We start from the raw sequence: 22,149 nt of genomic DNA, 5'->3' as shown, positions 1-22,149 counted from the left end.
CAGTTTCTTTGGAACCACAACTAACTGTCAATGATCGGGCCCATTGACTTTCCCTCTCACCTGTTCCTACTTTGGCCGGGATGCCAACTAAAGCGCTGTGGTACGGCGGAGACTGGAACCCTGAGCAGTGGCCCCCCGAGGTCTGGCGCGAGGACGTCGCCCTGATGCGCGCGGCCGGCGTCAACCTGGTCACCGTCGGCGTGTTCGCCTGGTCCCGGCTGGAACCCGCACCCGGCCGCTACACCTTCGGCTGGCTCGACGAGGTGCTGGGCCTGCTGCACGCCGGCGGCATCCGCGCCGCGCTCGCCACCCCGACCGCGTCGCCGCCGCCCTGGTTCACCCACGCCCACCCGGACGCGATGCCGGTCACCGCCGACGGCACCCGGCTGCACCACGGCAGCCGGGACACCTACTGCGCCGCCGCCCCCGCCTACCGCGCCGCCGCCCGCCGCATCGCCGCGACGCTCGCCGCCCGCTACGCCCACCACCCGGCGCTGGCGCTGTGGCACGTGCACAACGAGTACGGCACCATCTGCCACTGCGCGCACGCCGACACGGCGTTCCGCCGCTGGCTGACCGACCGGCACGGCGACCTCCCCGCGCTCAACGACGCCTGGGCGACCAGCTTCTGGGGCCAGCACTACAGCGACTGGGCACACGTCGGCGCGCCCCGCGCCACCCAGTACCTGGGCAACCCCGGCCACCTGCTCGACTTTCGCCGCTTCTGGTCCGACGAACTGCTGTCGGCGTACACCGAGCAGCGCGACGTGCTGCGCGCGGCCAACCCGGCGGTGCCGGTCACCACCAACTACGTGCTCGGCGACTGGGTGCCCGTCGACCACGCCCGGTGGGCGCGCGAGGTCGACCTGGTCGCCGTCGACCACTACCCGGACCGCGTCGACGGCGGCGCCGAGGAACAGACCGCGCTCGCCGCCGACCGCGCCCGCGGCTGGGCCCGCCACGGCGCCGGCCGGCCCGCGCCCTGGCTGCTGATGGAGAGCGCCCCCGACCAGATCCACACCACCGGGCGGATGCACACCAAGGAACCGGGCCGGATGACCCGACACAGCCTCGCACACGTCGCCCGCGGCTCCGCCGGGGTGATGTTCTTCCAGTGGCGCGCCCCGGCCGGCGGCGCGGAACGCTTCCACTCCGCGGTGGTGTCGCACGCCGGCGCGGACACCCGGGTGTTCCGCGAGGCCACCGCCCTCGGCGCGGCCCTCGCCCGCCTCGACGGGACCGAGGCGGGCGAGATCGACGCCCGGGTGGCCGTCGCCCACGACGCGGCCAGCGGCTGGGCGCTGCGCCACCCCGGGATGCCCCGCGCCGGCCTCGACCACCCCGGCGAGGTGGCCGCCGCGCACCGGGCCCTGTGGCACGCCGGCATCACCACCGACCTGGTGACGCCCGGCGACCCGCTAGACCGGTACCGGCTGCTCGTGCTGCCCGCGCTCTACCTGGTCTCCGACGCCACCGCCGACTGGGTGCGCCGGCACGTCCACGCCGGCGGGCACCTGTTGGTCACCTGGCTCAGCGGGGTCGCCGACGAGCACGCCCGCATCCGCCTCGGCGGTCACCCGGGCGCCTACCGGGACCTGCTCGGGGTGCGGGTGGAGGAGTTCCACCCGCTCGCCGACGACGAACGGACGCCTTTGACCAGCGGCGGATTCGGCCGGATCTGGTCGGAGACGGTGCACCTGGCCGGGGCCGAACAGGTCACCGCGTACATCGGCGGGGTGCTCGACGGCCGACCCGCGGTCACCCGGCACCGGATCGGCGACGCCCGCGCCTGGTACGTCTCCACCCGCCCCGACGACGACACCTACCGCCGACTGCTCACCGACGCGGCCCGACTCGCCGGCGTCGCCGCCACCTGCCCGGCGGCGCCGCCCGGCGTGGAGGCGGTCCGCCGCCGCGGCGGCGAACGGAGCTTGCTGTTCCTGCTCAACCACACCGACCGGCCGCAGCGGGTGCCGGCCGCCGGGCACGAGCTGCTCACCGGCAAGCCGGTCGACGACGAGGTCACCGTGCCGCCCGGCGGCGTGGCGGTGCTGCGCGAGACACCGCGCTGACGCGCGTACCGGGTCAGGGCGTGGCGACGGCGGCGCGGGAGCGGTCCGCGGCGATGCGCACCGCGAGCCCGGCCAGCACCGTACCCATCACGTAGCGCTGCACGCGGGCCCAGCCCGGCCGGCGGGTCAGGAACGCCGAGACCGCGCCGGCGCTGAGCACGATCAGCGCGTTCACGGTGAGCGCGATGCCGATCTGGGTCAACCCCAGCAGCAGGCTCTGCACCGCCACGTGCCCGCGCGCCGGGTCGACGAACTGCGGCAGCAACGACACGTAGAGGATGGCGATCTTCGGGTTGAGCAGGTTCGTCACCAGGCCCATGGTGAACAGCCGCCGGGGGCGGTCCGGTGGCAGCGGCGCCGGAGTGAACGCCGACCGGCCGCCCGGACGCAGCGTGCGCCAGGCCAACCAGAGCAGGTAGGCCGCGCCCGCCAGCTTCACCGCCGTGTAGAGCGGCGGCACCAGCACGAAGACGGTGGCGATGCCGGCCACCGCGGCACCCAGGTAGACCAGGAAACCGACCGCCACCCCGAGCAGCGACACCAGACCGGCGCGACGGCCCTGGGTGACCGAACGCGACACCAGATAGACCATGTTCGGCCCGGGCGTGAGCACCAGACCGAGCGCCACCAGGGCGATCCCCACCACCGCGCCGAGCGTCACCATGCCGCCTCCCCGCCGTCGACCCTGCCCGGACCCTACGCCGCCGGGCGCGCTGACGGGTGCGGGGTCGCGCCCGGAGCACGTGACGCGCGACACTGGCGGGGTGTCCGTCGTGCTGTCCGCCGCCGCCACCGGGTCCGCACCCGGCCTGCTGCTGCGCCCGTTCCGCGACGGTGACGCCGACGCGCTCCTGGCGGCCTACCGCGACCCGGTGCTGCGCGCCTCGACCCGCTACCCGGTGACCGACCGCGGCGAGGCGCGGGCGTTCCTGCGCCGCAGCCGGCAGGGCTGGGCGGCGGACCGCCGGTTCAGCTTCGCCGTGCTGGAGGAGACCACGACGGGGGAGCGGTTGGTGGCCTGCGTGGTGCTCAAGGACGTCCGCCCGGGGCGACCGTCCGCCGAGGTCGGCTACTGGACCGCCGCGCCGGCGCGCGGGCGCGGCGTCGCACCCCGGGCCGTCGACGCGGTCACCGGCTGGGCGTTCGCCCGCTTCGCCGCCGCCGGCCTGGCCCGGATGGAACTGTTCCACCAGATCGACAACCCGGCCTCCTGCCGGGTCGCGGAGAAGAGCGGGTACGCGTTCGCCGAGGTGATGCCGGCCCGACCGCCGTTCCCCCGCGACGGCCACCGGCACGAACGCCTGCGGCCCTGACCCTCACCCGGCACGCCCCCCGGCGTCGCCGAGCAGGCGCAGCAGCAGCCGCGGTTCGCCCGGCCACGCGTCCAGCAGCACCTGCCGGGGCACCTGCCGCCCGGCGTAGCGCAACGCCAGCGCGACCACCACGATGTCGTCGAGCGGGCCGATCACCGGCAGGAACTCCGGGATCAGGTCGATCGGGCTGGCCAGCCAGACGCCCGCGACCACGATCGCGACCCGCGCCCGGCGCGGCACCCGCGGATCCCGGCGCAACCGCCGCACCACGGTCAGACAGTCAGGCAGGAAAGCGGCCAGATCGCGCATGATCCCCGGCGGCAGCCGCCGGGCCAGCAACACCAGCAGCGCCCAACTTCCCACCAGGCAGAGCACCCCCACCCCGAGGCCGACCAGCCAGTCCCGCACGCCGCCCCCTCCGTGGGCGCCGGGGAACACCCCGGCACCGTCCGGCGCTGACCATAGACGACAACCGGCGGATACGGTGGACACCGGAGGTGACGGCGATGACGTACGGCTGGGAGGCCGCGGTCGAGGCGCAGATCCGCTCCGCCCAGGAACGCGGCGAGTTCGACAACCTGCCGGGCGCCGGCAGACCGATCCCGGGCCGCGACGAGCCCTACGACGAGGGCTGGTGGATCCGCGGCCTCATGGAACGGGAGCAGATCCCGTCCGACCTGATGCTGCCCACCCCGCTGCGGTTGCGCCGCCGCATCGAGCAACTCCCGGCCGAACTGCGTGACCTGCCCACCGAGGACGCCGTCCGGTCGTACGTGGCGGTGCTCAACGCCGAGGTGGTGGCCTGGCTGCGCACCCCGACCGGACCCCGCGTGGTGGTCCGGCCGGTCGACGTCGACGAGGCGGTGCTGCGGTGGCGCGCCGACCGCCGCCGGGCCGCGACGATCCCGCCGGTGCCGGTGCCGGTGCCGGTGCCGGCCGTGCGGCCCGCGCGAGCTCGTCGCCGGTGGCGCTGGTGGCGTCGCTGAGCCCGACGGCAGGTCGACCGGGTTATTCTTGATTCCATGGACCCGACCGGTTCCGTCCGAGGTGCGAGCACACCACACATGGCCCGTCCGAGGCGCCGTGTGGTCGTGGCGGACGACCTCCGCGAGCTGCGCGGTCCCACCGCCGGCGTCGTCGAGCTGCCCCACCGGCTGTTCTGGCAGTCCGACCGGCATGTCGACCTCGACCGCCCGGGGCTGCTGCCCTGGATGTACGAGACGGTGCTGACCGAAGCCGTCCGCACCGATGAGCTGCGTACGTGGCTGCACGGGCCGACGTTGATCCGACTCTGGTCGACGCTGTATCTGCCTCGCGGCGTCCGCCGCGCCTGGGAGCAGCGCCACCCGATGCTCCGCGTCCGGGACATCGCGGCCTGATGCCGCTGATCCCCGACCCGTTTCAGCACGATGTCGCCCGGATCGCACTCACCGCGGCCGCCGACCACGGCTTCGCCCTCGCCGCTCTGCGACGCTGGCTACCAGGTCGAGAGCGTCGCAGATCCCACCGAGTTGGATGAGGTTTTCCACGGGTTCGACCAGGACATGGTCGAGTTCGAGGTTCGCCACGACGCCGAGGCCGTCCGGGTGCAGCTCGTCCGCTTCGCCCGGACCAACACTCCCGTCGTGCTCGACATCGGACCTGTCCTGCACCTCGGCGATCTCATCGGCACCAAGGTGGCTGCCATGATCACTCGGGCTCAGCCTCGTGAACATCGACGTCGCGGCAGTCCTCGACCGCTACGACCGATCCGACCTGATCGCGCTCGGCCAGCGCGCCGACCCCGATCTCACCGAAGACGAGGCCCACGACGCCCTCCGACGGCTCGACCGTCTTCCCGACGCCGTCTTCACGCTCTACCGCCTCGCGCCCTCGGAGATCGACCGGCTGCGCAAGGCCTTCGCGGACTGGCCGCGAACGTGACGACGGTCTTGGCGCACCCGCGCGGCTCGGCGTGCCGGTGATGTCGTACCTCGGTCCTATCCTCAGGGCGTGACGATTCACCGGATGGACAACGTCGGCATCGTCGTCGACGACCTCGACGCCGCGGTCGCCTTCTTCACCGCGCTCGGCATGGAGCTGGAAGGCCGGATGCCGATCGAGGGTGACTGGGCGGGCCGGGTCGTCGGGCTGTCCGACATGCGCAGCGAGATCGCGATGATGCGGATCCCGGACGCGCCGGGCCGGCTCGAACTCGCGACCTACCACGCCCCGACGTCGATCACCCCCGAGCCGGCGGTCACCCCGGCCAACACGCTGGGCCTGCACCGCGTCATGTTCGCCGTCGACGACATCGAGGCCACGCTCGCCCGGCTCCGGCCCCTCGGTGGCGAACTCGTCGGTGAGGTGACCCGCTTCGAGGACAGCTTCCTGCTCTGCTACCTGCGCGGGCCGAGCGGCATCATCCTCGCCCTGGCCGAGCAGCTGACCTGAGACGTACGCCCACCGGCAGCGGCGGGCTGCGCCTGCGTACCCTCTGGCCATGACTCGACGGGGGTGGTGCCTGGTCGTCGTCGCCGCGAGTGTGCTGGCGTTGGTGTCGCCGGCCTCGAACGTGACGAACGCTGGCCAACTCGAAGGCCGGGCGGACACCTTGTTGGCCAGCCGGTTGACCCTGAGCCAGCTGGTCAACGCCGGAACGGTCTGGGCCGGGCTGGCAGTGGTCTCCGGGTGGCTCGTCCGCCGCCCCGCGCCGGCCGTCGCCGCCGGAGTCGTCGCCCTGCTCACCGCCTGTGTCGTCCACTACGGCGTGTGGACGGCGTTCGGGATGTTCGATCGGGGCGTCTGGGCGGGCAACCTCTTCTGGCTGGCGGGGGCCGTGGTCGTGGGCGGACCGCTCGGCCCGGTGGGCGCGATCGCCCACCGGGCGGATCCGTGGGGGGTGGCCGCCCGCCTCGTCGTCCCGCTCGGCGCGGTGCTCGAACCGTTCGTCGTCGGTCGGTTCACCACCCCCGCGTTCCTGCCCTGGCCGAACCGGGTCGCCGACGTCGTCAGTGGGCTCGTGCTGTTGCTGGCCGGCGTGGTGGGCTACGCGCGGATCCTCGCCGTCGGCATGCGGCGGACAGCAATGCCTGGGCGAAGGCCGACCGCCGACGTGTGAGCACCGTAGCCACAGGCCAGGAGCACGGGCTGGCGGGTCGCGCTCAGCCGCGCGCCGCGCGCCAGGTCCAGCCCCTCCGGCGCGGTCGGCCGCCCAGCGGGGCGCGGCCGGTCAGCCAGAGCAGCACCGGCACCGGGTCACCGGCGGGCGCGTCGGGGAACAGCCGCCGCACCACCGCCGCGCACAGCCCGCCCGGCGGCGACCAGGCCAGGTCGAGGCCGCGGGTCACGTCGTGGGTGTGCAGCAGGATCTCCGCCACGCCCATCGCGGCGAACCCGCCCGGGTCGCACGGACCCCAGTGCCAGCCCCGGTCGGCCGGGTCGGCGGCGAGCATCCCGGCGGCGGCCACCGCCACCGCCAGCACCTCGGCGGGCGGCGCGTCCGGACGGACCCGCAGGTCGAACGGAAGGTAGCCGTCGGTGCGACGGCCGGCCACCTGGCCGGCGTATCCGACCAGGTCGTGCGCGACGTGCGCGGCGGTGGTCCAGCAGGACCAGTCCAGGTCACCCGCGCGTACCGTCCAGTCCCGGCCGGTGGCCGGCAACAGCGCGCCGGCCATCGCCGTGGCGGCCGAACGGACGTCCGCGCCGTTCACCGCCGTCGCACGCGCAGCACGCAGGTCAGCATGGGCAGGGTGAACTCGCCGTGCGCGGTCTCCGGGCGGCTCGCCAGGAACGCGCGGATCCGGTCGAGCGCGGCCGCCCGCTGCGGCTCCGGCATGACCAGCATCCCCGCCCTGGTGGCCAGCGTCGCCACCAGGGAGTCGGCGCTGCGGCGCTGCCCGTGCGGGAACTCGGCCCGCTCCGGGGCGCCGAACCGGGCCGGCGCGCCGTTTCCCGGCAGGTGCATTCGCGCCGTCCCGACCCGCCAACCGGCGGGCGTGTCCCGGGGGCCGACGGCCGCGCTCCCGCTGACCTCGGCCAGCCCGGCGACCCAGTCGACCCGGTCGTCCAGCACGTTCCACAGCCCGGCCAGCACGCCGCCGGGGGCGAGGACCCGGGCGATCTCCGGGCCCGCCACCGCCATGTCGAACCAGTGCATGGCGTTGCCGGCCAGCACGGCGTCGACGGCGGCGTCCGGCAGCGGAATCGCCTCGGCGCTGCCCGGCAGCGCCCGCGTGTCGGGCAGGGCGCGGCGCAACTCGCCCAGCATGGCCGGGTCCGGCTCGACGGCGGTGACGTCGGCGCCGACCGCGCCGACCGTGGCCGTCAGCTTGCCGGTGCCGGCGCCGAGGTCGAGCACCCGCCGACCGGGCGCCGCCTCCAGCGCCCACCGAACCGCGTCGCGCGCGTAGTCCGGGCGGTGCTCGGCGTACGCGGTGGCCGCCGCACCGAACGACGAGGAGTGCCGGTCGTGCTCGTCCTGGTCCATTCAGACGTTCCCCTCGTCGAGCGCGGCGAGCAGGCGCAGCGGATTGATGTAGTCGCGGTAGGACACGACCAGGCCGTCGCGGACCCGGAACACCGCGATCACGGTCTGCTCGAACGGCGCACCGGTCGCGACCACGGTGCCACGGGCTTCGTATTCCACGACGACCACCTCGGGGTCGGTGCTCTCGTGCAGCACCAGGTCGCGGTGCTCGTCGATCGTGACCAGGGCGTTGGCCGCCTCGGTCAGGTGCCGCCGCAGCTCCGCATGCCCCTGCACCCGGCCGGGCACACCCGCCGGCCGGAACGGCCACTCGATGTACCCCTCGGGGGCCATCAGGGCCACGAACGCCTCGACGTCCTGCTCCCGGCCGGCGCGCAGCACCCGCTCGACGACCTCACGCGACGACACCGGCACCGCTGCCTCCTGAGTGGATCGGCGTTGTTGCTGCCACCGTAGTGGAGGTCCCGGTTGTCCGGTGCGCCTGTGCGCTGTTCTGCCAGCGGCGAAACCCGTTCTGACCGGGCTCGACGGTCACTACGCTCAGTGCGATGACGGCGGTCACCACACGTGCGGTCGAGTACTCGGCCGACGGCCTGACGATGATCGGGCATCTCGCGCTCCCGGCCGGTGTCGACCGGCGACCAGCGGTGTTGCTCGGGCCCGAGGGCACGGGACTCAGCGACGTCGAGCGCGGCCGGGCCGATGCGCTCGCCGAGCGGGGATACGTGGCGATCGCCTTCGACCTGCACGGCGGGCGCCATCTGGGTGATCCCGAGGAGATGCTGGCCCGGTGCCTGCCGCTGCTCGCCGACCCCGAGCGGATGCGGGAGATCGGCCACGCCGCGCTCGCCGTGTTGCGCGCCGAAGCGCGGACCGATTCCGAGCGGATCGCCGCCGTCGGCTACGGCACCGGGGGCGCGATCGGGCTGGAACTCGGGCGCGACGGCGTCGACCTGCGGGTGATCGGGACAGTCAACGCACTGACCACGGGCCGACCGGGCGAGGCGGCGCGCATCCGCTGCCCGGTGTGGGTCGGGGTCGGATCGGAGGACCCGATCATGCCACCCGCGCAACGGGACGCGTTCGTCGACGAGATGCAGGCCGCGGGCGTCGACTGGCGCCTCGTCGTCTACGGCGGCGCCCTGCACGCCTTCCACCACCCGCCCGTCGACCACCCGGTGGTCCCCGGCGTCGGCTACCACCCACAGCACGCGCGGCGGGCCTGGCGCGACGTCGTCGCTCTGCTCGACGAGTGCCTGCCCGTGACGCAGTGACACGGCCCTGCTGGTTGCTCGTGTTCTCGTTTCATGCAGGCCGACCGGAGAAGCGGGACCAGCCGAATCCCGAGTCGAACGGCTACCGTGCGCCGCAAACGACGGTCAGGGTTGACCGGTCGCGGCGGGCCGGGTGCCCGCCGCGACCGGATGCCCGCTACCGCACCGACATCAGCGTGAAGGTGAAGCCGGCGATCCTGGACCGCCGCATCGGCACGTCGCACTTGACCCGCCGCTGGACCTCGGGCCTGCTGAGGCCGAGCCCGCGCGCGACGAGCCGGTCCGGGCGTACCGGTACCGGATCGCGGAAGGCCACCTCCACCCGGACCGGCCACGCCTCGTCGAGCGGCGTCGGCGCGGCGTCCAACCGCCAGGCGTCCGTCCAGTGGAGGGTGAAGCGGTTGCGCCGGGCCAGCGCCGGATCCAGCAGTGTGGACGCCACCAGCCGACTGTCGTTGACGTGGTAGCCGTGCAGTTCGACCGGATCGAACGAGCCGACCGGCGTGCGCTCGTACATGGTGAGTTTGCTCGTCCGGTCGCAGCGCATGCAGCGGACCAGCAGCCACACGTCGAGCAGTTTGCCGTTGGCGTTGACCCGGAACCGTCCGGCGCCGGTGGTGGCGGACTCCGAGGGGCAGTCCACGCACCGCCACGACAGCAGCGGCAGCCGGGTTCGGTGAACGACCCAGGGCAGCACGATATGAGGTTGTGAGGACATGAGTTTCAAGACCTGATCTCTCTAGACCTGACACGAGGCCGATTACGCGCGACCTCGAACGCCGCATGACCGGGTGCGCGGGGCAGCCCGGCGGAACCGACGCGGGGCGTCGGCTACCGGTGAGCGGTGGAACGTGTCAGATCTGGAGAGCAGGCGGGGTCATGCGGTGTGTCCTCTGTCCTCGACGCGATAGGTCGAGCGGAACCTACGGGAGTTCGGCCGCACGGCTCAACCGGTTTCCGCCGGAGGGTCGGGCTGTGGGCGGCCGCACGCCGTCGAACAGGACTGCGAGAGCGCGGTCGAGAACCGGGCCTGGGTAGTCGCCGGTCTCGGCGGCGAGGCTGGCTCCCCGCAGCAGGGCGAGCACCTCGGGCACATCGATGTCGGGGCGCACCGCACCGACGCGCTGGGCGTCGTGCAGGAGTTCCGTCAACGCCGCGCGCATGCGCGTTCGCTGCTCCGACTGCTCCGCCTTGGGATCGACGCCGGCGCCTCGTAACGCGTCGGTCAGCGACTTCCTGCCCGCCGCGTCCGCCACGATCTGCGTGAAGAAGTCGAAGAAGGCGGTCTTCGGCGTGGCGGCCGTCCGCAACCGGGCGGCCGCCTGCAGAAGCAGTTCCACCCGAGCCGAGATGATGGCCGCGTACAAGGCCTCCTTGGTGGCGAAATGGCGGTAGACGGTGCCGACGCCGACTCCGGCGCGCCGGGCGATCTCGTCCATGCGGGCCGCCGGCCCCTGCTCACCCAGCACGACCTCGGCCGCGGCCAGGACTCGTGCGCGGTTGCGCGCCGCGTCGGCACGCATCATGCCCGCCCCGCAACGTCCGGCGGCGTTGACAAGCGGAATCCAGGTTCCATATATTCAAACGGAATCACAGTTCCGATTCTACGAGGGCGGCCATGCGGCACACGACACTGGGCCGGTCGGGCCTCCGCGTCTCCGGGGCATGCCTGGGCACGATGAACTTCGGCAGCGATCCGCAGGCCCCGACTCCGGAAGCCGAGGCGCGGCGAGTCGTCGACGCATTCCTCGACGCCGGCCACAACTTCATCGACACCGCGGACACCTACCGGGGCGGCACCAGCGAGGAAATCGTGGGACGGGCAATCGCGCACCACCGCGCCGAGGTCGTCCTGGCCACCAAGGCGGGGGTGCCGCAGGGCGGCGGTCCCAACGACCGCGGCCTGTCCCGGGCGCACTTGACCCGCGCCCTGGAGGCGAGCCTGCGCCGCCTGGGCACCGACTACGTCGACCTGTACCAGTGCCGCGTCCCCGACCCGGACACCCCGGCCGAGGAAACCATTGCCGTCCTCGATGATTTCGTCCGCTCGGGCAAGGTTCGCTACCTGGGCTGCTCCAATTTCACGGCAGCGGGGATCGTCGGGGCCCAATGGGCGGCGCAGCGCGTGGGCGCAACGCCCTTCATCAGCCTGCAGGCCAACTACTCCCTGATCGCACGCGCCATCGAGGGCGAGATCGTCCCCACCTGCCGACGGCACGGCCTCGGCATCCTCGCCTACAGTCCACTCGGCAGCGGACTGCTCGCCGGGCGATACCACCGAGGCGTTGCGCCGGCCGAGGGTTCGAGACTCGCCGAGTGGGCAGCCATGCCCAGCCCGATGGCTCGGACCTTCGTGAGCGGTCTGCTCGCCGAACGGCATTTCGACATCGCCGAGGACGTTGCCGCCGTCGCCGCCGAACTGGGGACCCCTACGCCGACCGTCGCGCTCGCGTGGCTCGGCGGCCGATCCGAGATCACCTCGGTCGTCCTGGGGCCCCGCTCGGTCGAGCAGTTGGAGACCAACCTCGCGGGCTTGGCGGCCAGCCTGCCCGAACACACCGTCACCCGGCTGATGCCGCCAGCCGCAGCACCGTGACACCACCGGTGAACGGCCAACACCACGCATCCTGACCCGGGACCACCCGGCTCGGCGACGGCGTGCACCCGAATTACTGGATTACCGATTACGATATTCCACCAACTTGGACGGACATTATGGACAAGTGGGGCTTGCATCATAATGACAGTTCTTGTGCGTAAGGAATCAGGCTGGTGTACCGGGCCCGCTAACCTTCGGCCGTGAACGTCATCGACAAGATCGCCTGGCTCCGGACGGAGAACGGCGCGATCCTCAGCACCCGCTCCCACGGCAAAGACGTCTTCTACCTCCCCGGCGGCAAGCGGGAAGCCGGGGAGAGCGACCTCGACACGCTCGTCCGTGAGGTCCGGGAGGAACTCAGCGTCGACGTGGACACCGGCAGTGCCGCGTTCGCCGGCGCCTTCGAGGCCCAGGCACACGGCCATCCGGACGGAGCCGTGGTGCGGATGCGCTGCTACACCGCCGACTACCGGGGAACCCTACGACCGGCGGCCGAGATCGCCGAGCTGGTCTGGCTCACCTACGCCGACCGCCACCGCGTCTCACCTGTGGACCGGATCATCTTCGAGCACCTGCGTCGCGACGCCGGGCTCCGCTGACCGCGCATCGACCGTCAACGCCGGCATCCGGAACGGGCTGCGGCCACCTCGACGGCGCGCCGCTCGCGCCACCGCCGCTGCGCGTCGCCGTTGCAGCGCCGGCACACCCCGCGAAACCGGCCGGTCAGGGGATCGGTCTCCCGATCGTGGCCGTTGCGGCACGTCGGCTGCTGCCGGCGCTCCCGGCAGGCGTCCGCGTGGCTGAGCTGCCGCAGGTGGGTCGGCTCGATGCAGTCGGGGACGCCGCAGGTGTGATGGACGTCGAGATCCGGTCGGTAGCCCCCGACGAAGACCACGAACGCGGCGATGTGCGCCCAGGCACGACCGGCGAGCTTCTGGTGCACCCCGCGCCGACTGCCGTAGCCGCGCACCACGAGACAGCCGGTGGGCGAGCGCTCGGCCCGGCCGAGGAGGTAGGCCCGCAGGGACTCCTCGCTGAAGTGTCGGGACAGTCCGGTCACCTGCGACAGCATGCCGGGAGAATACGAGAACGACGCGGCGCGCGGACCGCCCCGTACCGGAGGGCGGCCCACGCGCCGGCTCAGCGTTCGGTGCGGTCGTCGATCTCGGAGCCGTCCTCGCCGGGCCGGGCGCCGATCGCCTCCTCGGCGGCACGACCACCGGTGCTCTCGTCACCCTGCCGCAGCGAACTGCGGGGCAGCCCAGCCAGGTGCGCCGGATCCTCGATCGGCTGATCCGGCCAGTCGTCCTGGGTGCCGTCGGCCAGACCCGCCCGGCGCAACACCTCCACCAGGTCGTCGTGCGACAGACGCTCGGCATCCGGAATCCCGGCCCCGCGCGCCATCGACCGCAGCGTCCTCAGGTCTTCGCTCACGAATGTCTCAGCCATACCGGAGCCTTCCCGGCGCCCAAGACAAGGAAACCCGCAAGCACCACCACGACGCACACCCTGACCGCCTAGAAACCCCGCAACCCCGACAACGCCCGGTTCGTGCGGTTCGCCGCCACCGCCGCCCGCTGCTGACCCGCCGTCACCTCGATGTACGTCTGCGACGACGCCAACGACGCATGCCCCAGCAACCGCATGATCTCCGCCGCGCCCGCACCGTCCTCCGCCAGCCGCGTCGCGAACGTGTGCCGCAACGCGTGCAACCGCGCGCCCCGAGGCACCCGGTCACCGATGCCCGCCCGCCGAAAGCACGACTCCACCAGATACTGCAACCCGCCCCGGCGCAACGGCTCACCCGCCCGGTCCACCAGCAACGGCCCGTCCGGCCGCACGCTGCGCCCCCCGAACCGCACCCGCCGGCTCGCCAGATAGCCGACCAGCACCCGGTCCACACCCGTTTCGATCGGCACCGTGCGCGGCCGCCCACCCTTGCCCGCCACATCGACGCGCCGCTCACCGTCCCGACCGGCCACCGACGACACCCGCAACGCCAGCAGCTCCGACAACCGCAGGCCCGCGCACAGCGCCAGTGCCAGGACCGCCAGGTCCCGCTCCGGCCACGGGTCACGCTGGCGGCCCTCGGCCCGCGCCACCGCCGCCAGCAACTCCTCCGGCGTGTCCTCGCCACGCAGCGGCTTGGGTCGGGGGAGAGGCGTGCGCGGGCGTCCCACCGCCGGCATCGGATTCCCGGCCACGACGCCCTCGGCCACCAGGAACATGAAGAAGCTGTTCCAGGTGGACCAGGCCCGGTGCACGGAGGCGGCGGCGCGGGGGGCGGCGAAACGGGCGAACGCGGCGCGCATCACCCGGGGGGAGAGGGCGTCGACCGGCAGTCGGTGCGGAGGGAGGGGAGTGGCGTCGTCGTCCGCCGCGACCAGCGCCACCACCGCGTTGAGGTCCCGCCGGTACGCGGCGAGGGTGTGGGGAGAGGGCTTGCGGGTGGCCCGGGCGGTCAGGAACTCCTCGATCAGCGTTCCTACCACTTCGTCCGGTTTGTCATGCATAGAGATATTATGCATGATTCGCGTTCCCGCCAGGCCGCCGCTCCGGGGGAGCGCGATCGACAAGACGCCTGCCGGGTCGCGCAGACTGGGCCCATGGTGGAGATCGACGCCGCGCTCGTCCGCACCCTCGTCGCCCGACGGTTCCCGCACTGGGCACCCCTGCCGGTCAGCGCCGTGGCCCGGCAGGGGTGGGACAACCGGACCTTCCGCCTGGGCGACGACCTGGTGGTCCGACTACCCAGCGCCGAGGGCTACGCCGCAGCCGTCGCCAAGGAGGACCGGTGCCTGCAGATCCTCGCCCGCCACCTGCCGCTGCCCGTACCCGAACCGGTCGCCACCGGCGCGCCCGACGCCGGCTACCCGTACCCCTGGTCGGTGCGCCGGTGGCTGCCCGGCGACACCCTGGCGTCCGTCGGCAACCTCGACCGCGCCGCCGTGGCCCGCGACCTCGGCGGCCTGCTGGCCGCGCTGCGCCGGGTCCCGACGGCGGGCGGGCCGGCAGCGGGCCGGCACTCGGCCTTCCGGGGCTGCCACCCGAGCGTCTACGGCGACGACGTCGAGTGGGCCCTGGAGGTCCTGGATGACCGGGTGGACGCCGACGCCTGCCGGGCCGTGTGGGCGGAGGCGCTCACGTCGGCCTGGCCGCAGGCGCCGGTGTGGTTCCACGGCGACGTCGCCGCCGGCAACCTGCTGGTCGTGGCCGGGCGGCTCGCCTCGGTGATCGACTTCGGGCAGTGCGGTGTCGGCGACCCGGCGTGTGACCTGGTGCCGGCGTGGACGTGGTGCGTCGGCGCCGAGCGCGCGGTGTTCCGCGACGCGGTCGACCTGCCGGCGGACGCGTGGCGGCGGGCGCGCGGGTGGGCGTTGTGGAAGGCGTTGGTGACGCTGGCGCGGGAACCGCACGAGGAGCCGGCGCGGGTGCTGGCGGCGGTGCTCGACGATCCGGTGGCGCGGTGAGGCGGGGAGCCCGGATCCGGTTTACTTGACATAATGTAGATTATCGAACTGGGGTGAGGGGCGACGAAGTCACGCCCCGACGTAGTCGGCGAGGTGCTCGCCGGTGAGCGTGGACCGGGCGGCCACCAGGTCGGCCGGGGTGCCCTCGAAGACGATCCGGCCGCCGTCGTGTCCGGCGCCCGGGCCGAGGTCGATGATCCAGTCGGCGTGCGCCATGACGGCCTGGTGGTGTTCGATGACGATCACGGACTTGCCGGTGTCGACGAGCCGGTCGAGCAGGCCGAGCAGTTGGGCGACGTCGGCCAGGTGCAGACCGGTGGTCGGCTCGTCGAGGACGTGGATGCCGCCCTTGTCCCCCATCCGGGTGGCGAGCTTGAGTCGTTGCCGCTCCCCTCCGGACAGCGTGGTCAGTGGCTGACCGAGCGTGAGGTAGCCGAGTCCGACGTCGGCGAGGCGGTCCAGGATGGTGTGGGCGGCCGGGGTGCGGGCCTCGCCCGCGCCGAAGAACTTCTCGGCCTGGTTGACCGGCATGGCGAGGACCTCGCTGATGTCACGGCCACCGAGGTGGTAGTCGAGCACGGCGGCCTGGAACCGTTTGCCCTCGCAGTCCTCGCAGGTGCTGGCGACGCCGGCCATGATGCCCAGGTCGGTGTAGATGACGCCGGCCCCGTTGCAGGTGGGGCAGGCGCCCTCGGAGTTGGCGCTGAACAGGGCGGGTTTGACGCCGTTCGCCTTGGCGAAGGCCTTGCGGACGGGGTCGAGCAGGCCGGTGTAGGTGGCCGGGTTGCTGCGGCGGGAGCCGCGGATGGGACTCTGGTCGACGCTGACGACGTCGTCGCGCTTGGCCAGGGAGCCGTGGATGAGGGAGCTCTTGCCGGAGCCGGCGACGCCGGTGACGACGACCAGGACGCCGAGGGGGATGTCGACGTCGACGTCGCGCAGGTTGTGGGTTCGGGCGCCGCGCACGGGCAGGGTGCCGGTGGGTGTGCGCGGGGTGTCCTTGAGGGTGGCGCGGTCGTCGAGGTGACGGCCGGTGGTGGTGTCGCTGGCGCGTAGGCCGGCGACGGTGCCCTGGTAGCAGATGGCGCCGCCGTTGGCGCCGGCGCCGGGGCCGAGGTCGACGACGTGGTCGGCGATGGCGATGGTCTCCGGTTTGTGTTCGACGACCAGGACGGTGTTGCCCTTGTCGCGCAGGCGCAGCAGGAGGTTGTTCATCCGGGTGATGTCGTGCGGATGCAGGCCGATGGTGGGTTCGTCGAAGACGTAGGTGACGTCGGTGAGCGATGAGCCGAGGTGGCGGACCATCTTGGTGCGTTGGGCCTCGCCGCCGGAGAGGGTGCCGGCGGGTCGGTCGAGACTGAGGTAGCCGAGGCCGATCTCGACGAAGGAGTCGAGGGTGTCCCCCAGCGCGGTGAGCAGGGGGGCGACGGAGGGTTCGTCGAGGTCTCGGAGCCAGGTGGCGAGGTCGCTGATCTGCATGGCGCAGGCGTCGGCGAGGGAGATGCCGTTGATCTTGGAGGAGCGGGCTTCGGGGGCCAGCCGGGTGCCGTCGCAGTCGGGGCAGGTGGTGAAGGTGACGGCGCGTTCGACGAAGGCGCGGATGTGCGGTTGCATGGCGTCGACGTCCTTGGCCAGCATGGATTTCTGGAGGGCGGGGATGAGGCCGGTGTAGGTGACGTTGATGCCCTCGACCTTGATCTTGGTGGGTTCCTTGTGCAGGAGGTCGTGCAGTTCCCGTTCGGTGTAGTCGCGGATGGGTTTGTCGGGGTCGAACATGCCGCTGGCGCGGAAGATGCGGCCGTACCAGCCGTCCATGCTGTAGCCGGGAATGGTGATGGCGCTCTCGTTGAGGCTGCGGTCGGCGTCGTAGAGGACGGTGAGGTCGATGTCGTTGACGTTGCCGCGGCCCTCGCAGCGGGGGCACATGCCGCCGAGGCGGTTGAAGGTGCCTTTCCTGGTCTGGGTCTTGCCGGGGCCGCGGTCGACGGTGATGGCGCCGGCGGCGCGTACGGAGGGGACGTTGAACGAGTAGGCGTTGGGTGGACCGATGTGGGGTCGGCCGAGGCGGCTGAAGAGGATGCGCAGCATGGCATTGGCGTCGGTGGCGGTGCCGACGGTGGAGCGGGGGTCTGCGCCCATGCGTTCCTGGTCGACGATGATGGCTGTGGTGAGGCCTTCGAGGATGTCGACCTCGGGTCGGGACAGGGTGGGCATGAAGCCCTGGACGAAAGCGCTGTAGGTCTCGTTGATGAGGCGTTGCGACTCGGCGGCGATGGTGCCGAAGACCAGTGAGCTCTTGCCGGAGCCGGAGACGCCGGTGAACACGGTGAGGCGGCGTTTGGGCAGTTCGACGTCGACGTCGCGCAGGTTGTTCTCGCGGGCGCCGTGGACGCGGATGACGTCGTGGCTGTCGGCGTGGGCCGTGGTCATGGGGTCTCCGTCCGGTCGTGGGGTTCAGTCCAGCCAGCGGCCGTGGGCGCGGGGGTGTCGGTCATCGTGGGCGGGTCTCAGGGCCGCTGGTTGATGCGGATGAGGTTGCCGGTGGGGTCGCGGAAGGCGCAGTCGCGGACACCGTAGGGCTGGTCGGTGGGTTCCTGGACGACGTCGGCGCCGCTGGCCTGGAGGCGGTCGAACAGGGCGTCGAGGTCGTCGGTGGCGAGGGTGAGCGCGCCGTAGCTGCCCTTGGCGATGAGTTCGTGGATGGTGCGGCGTTCGTCGTCGGTGATGCCGGGGTCGACGGCCGGGGGGTGCAGGACGATGCCGGTCTCGGGCTGCTCGGGTGGGCCGACGGTGAGCCAACGCATGGTGTCGCCGTGGCCGACGTCGTTGCGGAGGTCGAAGCCGAGGGTGTCGCGGTAGAAGGCGAGGGCGGCGTCGGCGTCGGTGTGGGGCAGGAACGTGTAGTGGATGGTGATCGTCATGGTGGTCACGCTAGTGGGGGTGGCGCGGGTCGGGCTTCTCGATTCCTGATCGGTCGGGTGGCGTGTTTGGTGAGGCAGGTGGGTGGTTCGGGGGTGGGGGGTGCGTGGCGGGCGCGGTAGGCGCTGGGTGGTTCGCCGACGAGTTCGGTGAAGCGGGTGCTGAAGGTGCCCAGGGACTGGCAGCCGACGGCGAAGCAGACGTCGGTGACGGTGAGGTCGCCGCGGCGCAGCAGGGCCATGGCGCGTTCGATGCGGCGGGTCATGAGGTACGCGTAGGGGGATTCGCCGTAGGTCTGGCGGAACTGGCGGCTGAGGTGGCCGGCGGACATGTGTTCGCCGCGGGCGAGGGCTTCGACGTCGAGGGGTCGGGCGTATTCGCGGTCGATGCGGTCGCGGACGCGGCGCAGTCGGGTGAGGTCGCGTAGTCGTTGGGCGAATGCGGGGTCGTCGGGGTGCACGGGTGCATCTTTGCTGGTGGGTGGGGTGGTCGGCCACCTTCCGGGGCGGCGTTTCGGCAGGGGGCGGCGGGTTCGGGGCGGGGCGGACCCCGCACCCGCCCCGGCGGCGTCAGCGCAGGCGGCGGGCGGTGAAGCGGGTGGGTGGGTCGGCGATGGCGTCCTGGGCGGCGACGATCTGCAGTTCGCGGGTGCCGGCGGCGAGGGTGGCCTCGAGGACGGCGTAGATGGAGTTGGTGGTGTGTTCCAGGGCGGTCTCGGGTGAGCCGGTGGTGGCGAGGTGGGCGAGGTAGAGGGCGGCGGTGACGTCGCCGCCGCCGTTGGGGCTGATCGGCAGCAGCGGGGTGGTGACGGCCCAGGCGCCGTGGGAGGAGACGGCGACGACCTCGAGGGGGCCGGCGGGCAGGTCGCCGTGCAGGACGCTGGTGACCAGGACGTGTTCGGGGCCGGTGGCGCGCACGGCGTCGACGGCGGCGAGCAGGTCGTCGAGGGTGTCGGTGCGGCGGCCGGCGAGGAACTCCAGCTCGAACTGGTTGGGCGTGACGATGTCGGCGCGCGGGACGACGGTGTCGCGCAGGTATTCGGGGATGCCGGGGCGGACGAACATGCCGCGCCCGACGTCGCCCATGACCGGGTCGCAGCAGTAGAGCGCGGTGGGGTTGGCGGCCTTGACCTGGGCGACGGTGTCGAGGATGACGGCGCCGACGGCGGGGTCGCCCTGGTAGCCGGAGAGCACGGCGTCGGCGGTGCCGAGGACGCCGCGGTCGGCGATGCCGGCGATGACGTCGGCGACGTCGGTGGGGGCGAGCAGGGGGCCGCGCCAGGCGCCGTAGCCGGTGTGGTTGGAGAAGTGCACGGTCAGCACCGGCCACACCTCGTGCCGGAGGCGTTGCAGGGGGAACACGGCGGCGGAGTTGCCGACGTGGCCGTAGGCGACCGAGGACTGGATGGACAGGATCTTCACGGGCTCATCGTCGCATCTGCGGTGCTGGTCACGGGGGGTGGTTGTCGGGTGACGTGCGGGGTTGGGGGTGACCGTTCGGCTCAGGGTTTCGACCGTCGGGCGCGGGGTGGGTTTGGGCGCAGCGTGCGGTGGAGCAGGCCAGCCCGATGATCCAGGACTTCTTCCGGAACAACGGCACGTCGGCGGTGTCGGTGGCGGCGGCCGGTGGTTTCGTCGGGTTGCTGTCGCTGTTCAACATGGCCGGCCGGTTCGTGTGGTCCTCGACGTCGGACGTGATCGGTCGTAAGCAGATCTACGTGGTGTACCTGGGTGTCGGGTTGGTGCTGTACCTGCTGCTGGCGTTGGTGGGGCAGAGCGCGACCGCGCTGTTCGTGCTGCTGGCGTGCGTGATCCTGTCGTTCTACGGCGGCGGGTTCGCGACCGCGCCGGCGTACCTGCGGGACCTGTTCGGCATGTTCGAGGTGGGCGCGATCCACGGTCGGCTGTTGACGGCGTGGTCGGCGGCGGGGGTGGCCGGGCCGCTGATCGTCAACGCGTTCCTCGACGCGCAGGGCGAGCCGGGGTCGTTGACCGCGTCGGCGTACCGGCCGGCGTTGTTCACGATGGTCGGGGTGCTGGCGGTGGGGCTGGTGGCGAACCTGCTGATCCGGCCGGTGCCGCAGCGGTTCCACGAGCCGGCGTCGGGCCGGGACGAGGTGGCGGACGGGCAGCCGGTGACGGCGGAGCGGAGCGGATCGTGAACGAGCGTGGCGGTGGCGGGCAGCAGGTCCGCCTGGTGGTGTCGTGGCTGGTGGTGGCCGTGCTGCTGGGGTACGGCGTGGTGCAGACGTTGATCACGGCGGCGAAGCTGTTCACGAACTGACGACGGTGGTGGTGGCGGTCCGGGGGGCTCCCCCGGGCCGCCGCCGTTCTCTACAGGCCGCCGGCGACGCGCAGGACCGCGCCGGTGGTGTAGGTGGCGTCGGGGCCGAGCAGGTGCGCGATGGCGCCGGCGACCTCGTCGGGTTCGCCGGCGCGGCCCAGCGGGATGCGGCCGGCGGCGGTGTCGGGGCGGTCCGGCACGCCGGAGCGGGCGTGGATGTCGGTGCGGATGATGCCGGGGGCGACCGCGTTGACCCGGATGCCGTGCGGCGCGAGTTCCTTGGCCAGGCCGACGGTGAGGGTGTCGGTGGCGGCCTTGACGGCGGCGTAGTGGATGTATTCGCCGGGGCTGCCGAGGGTCGCGGCGGCTGAGGAGACGTTGACGATGGCGCCGCCGGCGCTGATCCGGCGGGCGGCCTGTTGGGCGCAGAGGACGTAGCCGACGAGGTTTACGTCGACGACCTCGCGCAGGTCCTCGGCGCGCAGGTCGGTGAAGGGGCCGATGGGGCTGGTGACGCCGGCGTTGTTGACCAGGCCGGTGAGCGGGCCGAGCGGTTCGGCGGCGGTGAAGAGCCGGTGGACCTGCTCGGGGTCGCCTGTGTCGGCGGCGACGGTGACGGCGCGGCGGCCGGCGGCGCGCACGTCGGCGGCGACGGCTTCGGCGGCGGCGTGGTCGGTGCGGTAGCCGATGACGAGGTCGTGTCCGTCGGCGGCGAGCCGGCGGGCGGTGGCCGCGCCGATGCCGCGCCCGCCGCCGGTGACGATGGTGACCCAGGTCAATGTGTTCTCTCCTGCCCCGGTGGTGGGGGCGACGTTACCGTGGGCGGGACCACCGGGGATGGAGAGGACTGTCACATGGGGCGGGCATTGGTGCTGGGCGGCGGCGGGGTCACCGGGGTGGCCTGGGAGCTGGGCCTGCTGGCCGGGCTGGCCGCACGCGGGCTGCCGCTGGACGAGGCGGACCTGGTGGTGGGCACGTCGGCCGGGTCGGTGGTCGGGGCGCAGGTGCGTTCGGGCACGCCGCTGGCCGAGTTGTACGAGGCGCAGCTGCGGCCGCCGCGCGACGAGGTGCCGGCGCGGCTCGGCCTGGGGGTGCTGGCGCGGTGGGCGTGGGCCGGCGCGCGGGGTCGGGACGCGGCGCGGGCCCGGGCGCGTGTCGGTGCGATGGCGTTGTCGGCGCGTACCCCGTCGGAGCAGTCACGGCGCGCGGTGATCGCGGCGCGGTTGCCGTCGCCGCAGTGGCCCGCGGCGCGGCTGTTGGTGACCGCCGTGGACGCCGCCTCCGGCGAGTTCGTGGTGTTCGACGCCGACGCCGGGGTGCCGCTGGTGGACGCGGTCGGCGCCAGTTGCGCGGTGCCCGGTGTCTGGCCGCCGGTGACGATCGGTGAGCGCCGCTACGTCGACGGCGGGGTCCGCTCACCGGTGAACGCCGACCTGGCCGCCGGGTACCCGCGGGTGGTGGTGCTGGCGCCGACGGTCGCGGCGGTGGGCCCGACACCGCGGCTGCCGGCGCAGGTCGCGGCGCTGCGGGAGGTGGGGGCGCGGGTGGCTGTGGTGTCACCGGACCGCGCGGCCCGCACGGCGATCGGCCGCAACGTGCTGGACCCGGCGCGGCGGGCGGCGTCGGCGCGGGCCGGGTTCGCGCAGGCCGCGGCGGTGGCCGATGAGGTGGCGGCCGTCTGGGCGTGACGGGTGGCCGGCGGCGGCGCGCGGGTCGCCGAGCGCCGCACCGCAGCCTCGGCGATGTCT

Annotated in this window: 29 protein-coding genes and 1 pseudogene; 14 read left to right on the top strand and 16 right to left on the bottom strand. The window is 73.0% G+C overall.

The window, feature by feature from the left end:
• Positions 1-80: 80 nt before the first annotated feature.
• Positions 81-2,072, top strand: coding sequence for a beta-galactosidase (locus tag O7618_RS10175; RefSeq protein WP_278105783.1), 1,992 nt, complete (start codon positions 81-83; stop codon positions 2,070-2,072).
• 13 nt (positions 2,073-2,085) lie between these two features.
• Here the strand turns inward: O7618_RS10175 and O7618_RS10170 are convergent, their stop codons facing one another.
• The gene (locus O7618_RS10170) at positions 2,086-2,736 is read right to left on the bottom strand and encodes a LysE family translocator (RefSeq protein WP_278105782.1); all 651 of its coding nucleotides are present in this window, start codon (positions 2,734-2,736) and stop codon (positions 2,086-2,088) included.
• 100 nt (positions 2,737-2,836) lie between these two features.
• Here O7618_RS10170 and O7618_RS10165 point away from each other — a divergent pair, with 100 nt between their 5' ends.
• Positions 2,837-3,385, top strand: a complete 549-nt coding sequence (locus O7618_RS10165) for a GNAT family N-acetyltransferase (RefSeq protein ID WP_278105781.1) — start codon at positions 2,837-2,839, stop codon at positions 3,383-3,385.
• A gap of 3 nt (positions 3,386-3,388) precedes the next feature.
• On the opposite strand, the gene O7618_RS10160 is transcribed toward O7618_RS10165, so the two are convergent.
• Complete coding sequence (locus O7618_RS10160; protein ID WP_278105780.1) at positions 3,389-3,793, bottom strand: DUF1232 domain-containing protein; 405 nt, start codon at positions 3,791-3,793, stop codon at positions 3,389-3,391.
• Positions 3,794-3,891: 98 nt separating this feature from the next.
• Between O7618_RS10160 and O7618_RS10155 the strand changes: the two genes are divergently transcribed.
• Together O7618_RS10155 and O7618_RS10150 are read left to right on the top strand one after the other, a co-directional pair.
• Complete coding sequence (locus O7618_RS10155) at positions 3,892-4,371, top strand: DUF1992 domain-containing protein (protein WP_278105779.1); 480 nt, start codon at positions 3,892-3,894, stop codon at positions 4,369-4,371.
• A gap of 36 nt (positions 4,372-4,407) precedes the next feature.
• Positions 4,408-4,764, top strand: a complete 357-nt coding sequence (locus O7618_RS10150; protein WP_278105778.1) for a hypothetical protein — start codon at positions 4,408-4,410, stop codon at positions 4,762-4,764.
• A gap of 48 nt (positions 4,765-4,812) precedes the next feature.
• Here O7618_RS10150 and O7618_RS10145 read toward each other — a convergent pair whose 3' ends face one another.
• On the bottom strand, positions 4,813-5,100 hold the full coding sequence (locus O7618_RS10145; protein WP_278105777.1) for a hypothetical protein: 288 nt from the start codon (positions 5,098-5,100) through the stop codon (positions 4,813-4,815).
• On the opposite strand from O7618_RS10145, the gene O7618_RS10140 reads away from it, so the two are divergent.
• The 3 genes from O7618_RS10140 to O7618_RS10130 all read left to right on the top strand — a co-directional run bounded on the left by O7618_RS10140 (position 5,093) and on the right by O7618_RS10130 (position 6,485).
• Positions 5,093-5,308: a hypothetical protein gene (locus O7618_RS10140; RefSeq protein ID WP_278105776.1), complete on the top strand. Its 216-nt coding sequence runs from the start codon at positions 5,093-5,095 to the stop codon at positions 5,306-5,308. The two genes, O7618_RS10145 and O7618_RS10140, sit on opposite strands and share 8 nt — an antisense overlap.
• Before the next feature lie 69 nt (positions 5,309-5,377).
• Positions 5,378-5,818, top strand: coding sequence for a VOC family protein (locus O7618_RS10135; protein ID WP_278105775.1), 441 nt, complete (start codon positions 5,378-5,380; stop codon positions 5,816-5,818).
• Positions 5,819-5,867: 49 nt separating this feature from the next.
• Positions 5,868-6,485 carry a hypothetical protein gene (locus O7618_RS10130; RefSeq protein ID WP_278105774.1) on the top strand — a complete coding sequence of 206 codons (618 nt, stop codon included), beginning with the start codon at positions 5,868-5,870 and terminating at the stop codon, positions 6,483-6,485.
• Between the two features lie 43 nt (positions 6,486-6,528).
• Here the strand turns inward: O7618_RS10130 and O7618_RS10125 are convergent, their stop codons facing one another.
• The 3 genes and pseudogenes from O7618_RS10125 to O7618_RS10115 all read right to left on the bottom strand — a co-directional run.
• On the bottom strand, positions 6,529-7,080 hold the full coding sequence (locus O7618_RS10125) for a hypothetical protein (protein WP_278105773.1): 552 nt from the start codon (positions 7,078-7,080) through the stop codon (positions 6,529-6,531).
• On the bottom strand, positions 7,077-7,856 hold the full coding sequence (locus O7618_RS10120) for a class I SAM-dependent methyltransferase (RefSeq protein ID WP_278105772.1): 780 nt from the start codon (positions 7,854-7,856) through the stop codon (positions 7,077-7,079). The genes O7618_RS10125 and O7618_RS10120 overlap by 4 nt, the downstream gene beginning before the upstream one ends.
• Positions 7,857-8,285: pseudogene (locus tag O7618_RS10115) on the bottom strand (nuclear transport factor 2 family protein); the annotation flags it as partial. It abuts the gene before it with no gap.
• Positions 8,286-8,404: 119 nt separating this feature from the next.
• On the opposite strand from O7618_RS10115, the gene O7618_RS10110 reads away from it, so the two are divergent.
• Entirely contained in the window at positions 8,405-9,130 is a 726-nt protein-coding gene (locus O7618_RS10110) for a dienelactone hydrolase family protein (RefSeq protein WP_278105771.1), read from the top strand.
• A gap of 157 nt (positions 9,131-9,287) precedes the next feature.
• Here O7618_RS10110 and O7618_RS10105 read toward each other — a convergent pair whose 3' ends face one another.
• On the bottom strand, positions 9,288-9,827 hold the full coding sequence (locus O7618_RS10105; protein WP_278105770.1) for a DUF1062 domain-containing protein: 540 nt from the start codon (positions 9,825-9,827) through the stop codon (positions 9,288-9,290).
• A 226-nt stretch (positions 9,828-10,053) separates the two neighbouring features.
• Positions 10,054-10,656, bottom strand: a complete 603-nt coding sequence (locus tag O7618_RS10100; RefSeq protein WP_278105769.1) for a TetR/AcrR family transcriptional regulator — start codon at positions 10,654-10,656, stop codon at positions 10,054-10,056.
• 92 nt (positions 10,657-10,748) lie between these two features.
• Here O7618_RS10100 and O7618_RS10095 point away from each other — a divergent pair, with 92 nt between their 5' ends.
• Complete coding sequence (locus tag O7618_RS10095) at positions 10,749-11,726, top strand: aldo/keto reductase (protein WP_278105768.1); 978 nt, start codon at positions 10,749-10,751, stop codon at positions 11,724-11,726.
• A 203-nt stretch (positions 11,727-11,929) separates the two neighbouring features.
• Complete coding sequence (locus O7618_RS10090; RefSeq protein ID WP_278105767.1) at positions 11,930-12,328, top strand: NUDIX domain-containing protein; 399 nt, start codon at positions 11,930-11,932, stop codon at positions 12,326-12,328.
• Between the two features lie 14 nt (positions 12,329-12,342).
• Here the strand turns inward: O7618_RS10090 and O7618_RS10085 are convergent, their stop codons facing one another.
• From O7618_RS10085 to O7618_RS10075, 3 genes are all read right to left on the bottom strand, one after another.
• Positions 12,343-12,801: an HNH endonuclease gene (locus tag O7618_RS10085; RefSeq protein WP_278105766.1), complete on the bottom strand. Its 459-nt coding sequence runs from the start codon at positions 12,799-12,801 to the stop codon at positions 12,343-12,345.
• A 68-nt stretch (positions 12,802-12,869) separates the two neighbouring features.
• On the bottom strand, positions 12,870-13,178 hold the full coding sequence (locus tag O7618_RS10080) for a hypothetical protein (RefSeq protein WP_278105765.1): 309 nt from the start codon (positions 13,176-13,178) through the stop codon (positions 12,870-12,872).
• A 68-nt stretch (positions 13,179-13,246) separates the two neighbouring features.
• Positions 13,247-14,242 (bottom strand): tyrosine-type recombinase/integrase, encoded by a 996-nt coding sequence (locus O7618_RS10075; protein WP_278105764.1) that lies wholly within the window; start codon positions 14,240-14,242, stop codon positions 13,247-13,249.
• Positions 14,243-14,335: 93 nt separating this feature from the next.
• Between O7618_RS10075 and O7618_RS10070 the strand changes: the two genes are divergently transcribed.
• Positions 14,336-15,199 (top strand): aminoglycoside phosphotransferase family protein, encoded by an 864-nt coding sequence (locus tag O7618_RS10070; protein ID WP_278105763.1) that lies wholly within the window; start codon positions 14,336-14,338, stop codon positions 15,197-15,199.
• Positions 15,200-15,268: 69 nt separating this feature from the next.
• Here the strand turns inward: O7618_RS10070 and O7618_RS10065 are convergent, their stop codons facing one another.
• The 4 genes from O7618_RS10065 to pdxY all read right to left on the bottom strand — a co-directional run bounded on the left by O7618_RS10065 (position 15,269) and on the right by pdxY (position 19,539).
• Positions 15,269-17,629 (bottom strand): excinuclease ABC subunit UvrA, encoded by a 2,361-nt coding sequence (locus O7618_RS10065; RefSeq protein ID WP_278105762.1) that lies wholly within the window; start codon positions 17,627-17,629, stop codon positions 15,269-15,271.
• A 77-nt stretch (positions 17,630-17,706) separates the two neighbouring features.
• Positions 17,707-18,120, bottom strand: coding sequence for a VOC family protein (locus O7618_RS10060; RefSeq protein WP_278105760.1), 414 nt, complete (start codon positions 18,118-18,120; stop codon positions 17,707-17,709).
• A 5-nt stretch (positions 18,121-18,125) separates the two neighbouring features.
• Positions 18,126-18,578, bottom strand: a complete 453-nt coding sequence (locus O7618_RS10055) for a helix-turn-helix transcriptional regulator (protein WP_278105759.1) — start codon at positions 18,576-18,578, stop codon at positions 18,126-18,128.
• A gap of 109 nt (positions 18,579-18,687) precedes the next feature.
• Positions 18,688-19,539: a pyridoxal kinase PdxY gene (gene pdxY / locus O7618_RS10050; RefSeq protein ID WP_278105758.1), complete on the bottom strand. Its 852-nt coding sequence runs from the start codon at positions 19,537-19,539 to the stop codon at positions 18,688-18,690.
• A gap of 128 nt (positions 19,540-19,667) precedes the next feature.
• Here pdxY and O7618_RS10045 point away from each other — a divergent pair, with 128 nt between their 5' ends.
• Both O7618_RS10045 and O7618_RS10040 read left to right on the top strand, forming a co-directional pair.
• Positions 19,668-20,279, top strand: coding sequence for an MFS transporter (locus tag O7618_RS10045; RefSeq protein WP_278105757.1), 612 nt, complete (start codon positions 19,668-19,670; stop codon positions 20,277-20,279).
• Positions 20,276-20,401 (top strand): hypothetical protein, encoded by a 126-nt coding sequence (locus tag O7618_RS10040; protein WP_278105756.1) that lies wholly within the window; start codon positions 20,276-20,278, stop codon positions 20,399-20,401. The genes O7618_RS10045 and O7618_RS10040 overlap by 4 nt, the downstream gene beginning before the upstream one ends.
• A gap of 50 nt (positions 20,402-20,451) precedes the next feature.
• Here O7618_RS10040 and O7618_RS10035 read toward each other — a convergent pair whose 3' ends face one another.
• A complete protein-coding gene (locus O7618_RS10035; RefSeq protein ID WP_278105755.1) occupies positions 20,452-21,180 on the bottom strand; it encodes an SDR family oxidoreductase in 729 nt (242 codons plus the stop codon).
• A gap of 75 nt (positions 21,181-21,255) precedes the next feature.
• Here O7618_RS10035 and O7618_RS10030 point away from each other — a divergent pair, with 75 nt between their 5' ends.
• Entirely contained in the window at positions 21,256-22,089 is an 834-nt protein-coding gene (locus O7618_RS10030) for a patatin-like phospholipase family protein (RefSeq protein WP_278105754.1), read from the top strand.
• Positions 22,090-22,149 lie beyond the last annotated feature (60 nt).

The organism is Micromonospora sp. WMMD980 (assembly GCF_029626035.1).
Lineage (GTDB): Bacteria > Actinomycetota > Actinomycetes > Mycobacteriales > Micromonosporaceae > Micromonospora.
This window is presented reverse-complemented; position numbering and strand designations above follow the sequence as displayed.

What these genes read in the sequence shown, in the direction of transcription:
- O7618_RS10175 (WP_278105783.1), top strand. Translation starts at nt 81, where the DNA reads ATGCCAACTAAAGCGCTGTGGTACGGCGGAGACTGGAACCCTGAGCAG.
- O7618_RS10170 (WP_278105782.1), bottom strand. Translation starts at nt 2,736, where the DNA reads ATGGTGACGCTCGGCGCGGTGGTGGGGATCGCCCTGGTGGCGCTCGGT.
- O7618_RS10155 (WP_278105779.1), top strand. Translation starts at nt 3,892, where the DNA reads ATGACGTACGGCTGGGAGGCCGCGGTCGAGGCGCAGATCCGCTCCGCC.
- O7618_RS10150 (WP_278105778.1), top strand. Translation starts at nt 4,408, where the DNA reads ATGGACCCGACCGGTTCCGTCCGAGGTGCGAGCACACCACACATGGCC.
- O7618_RS10145 (WP_278105777.1), bottom strand. Translation starts at nt 5,100, where the DNA reads ATGTTCACGAGGCTGAGCCCGAGTGATCATGGCAGCCACCTTGGTGCC.
- O7618_RS10130 (WP_278105774.1), top strand. Translation starts at nt 5,868, where the DNA reads ATGACTCGACGGGGGTGGTGCCTGGTCGTCGTCGCCGCGAGTGTGCTG.
- O7618_RS10120 (WP_278105772.1), bottom strand. Translation starts at nt 7,856, where the DNA reads ATGGACCAGGACGAGCACGACCGGCACTCCTCGTCGTTCGGTGCGGCG.
- O7618_RS10110 (WP_278105771.1), top strand. Translation starts at nt 8,405, where the DNA reads ATGACGGCGGTCACCACACGTGCGGTCGAGTACTCGGCCGACGGCCTG.
- O7618_RS10100 (WP_278105769.1), bottom strand. Translation starts at nt 10,656, where the DNA reads ATGATGCGTGCCGACGCGGCGCGCAACCGCGCACGAGTCCTGGCCGCG.
- O7618_RS10095 (WP_278105768.1), top strand. Translation starts at nt 10,749, where the DNA reads ATGCGGCACACGACACTGGGCCGGTCGGGCCTCCGCGTCTCCGGGGCA.
- O7618_RS10085 (WP_278105766.1), bottom strand. Translation starts at nt 12,801, where the DNA reads ATGCTGTCGCAGGTGACCGGACTGTCCCGACACTTCAGCGAGGAGTCC.
- O7618_RS10080 (WP_278105765.1), bottom strand. Translation starts at nt 13,178, where the DNA reads ATGGCTGAGACATTCGTGAGCGAAGACCTGAGGACGCTGCGGTCGATG.
- O7618_RS10075 (WP_278105764.1), bottom strand. Translation starts at nt 14,242, where the DNA reads ATGCATGACAAACCGGACGAAGTGGTAGGAACGCTGATCGAGGAGTTC.
- O7618_RS10070 (WP_278105763.1), top strand. Translation starts at nt 14,336, where the DNA reads ATGGTGGAGATCGACGCCGCGCTCGTCCGCACCCTCGTCGCCCGACGG.
- O7618_RS10065 (WP_278105762.1), bottom strand. Translation starts at nt 17,629, where the DNA reads ATGACCACGGCCCACGCCGACAGCCACGACGTCATCCGCGTCCACGGC.
- O7618_RS10060 (WP_278105760.1), bottom strand. Translation starts at nt 18,120, where the DNA reads ATGACGATCACCATCCACTACACGTTCCTGCCCCACACCGACGCCGAC.
- O7618_RS10030 (WP_278105754.1), top strand. Translation starts at nt 21,256, where the DNA reads ATGGGGCGGGCATTGGTGCTGGGCGGCGGCGGGGTCACCGGGGTGGCC.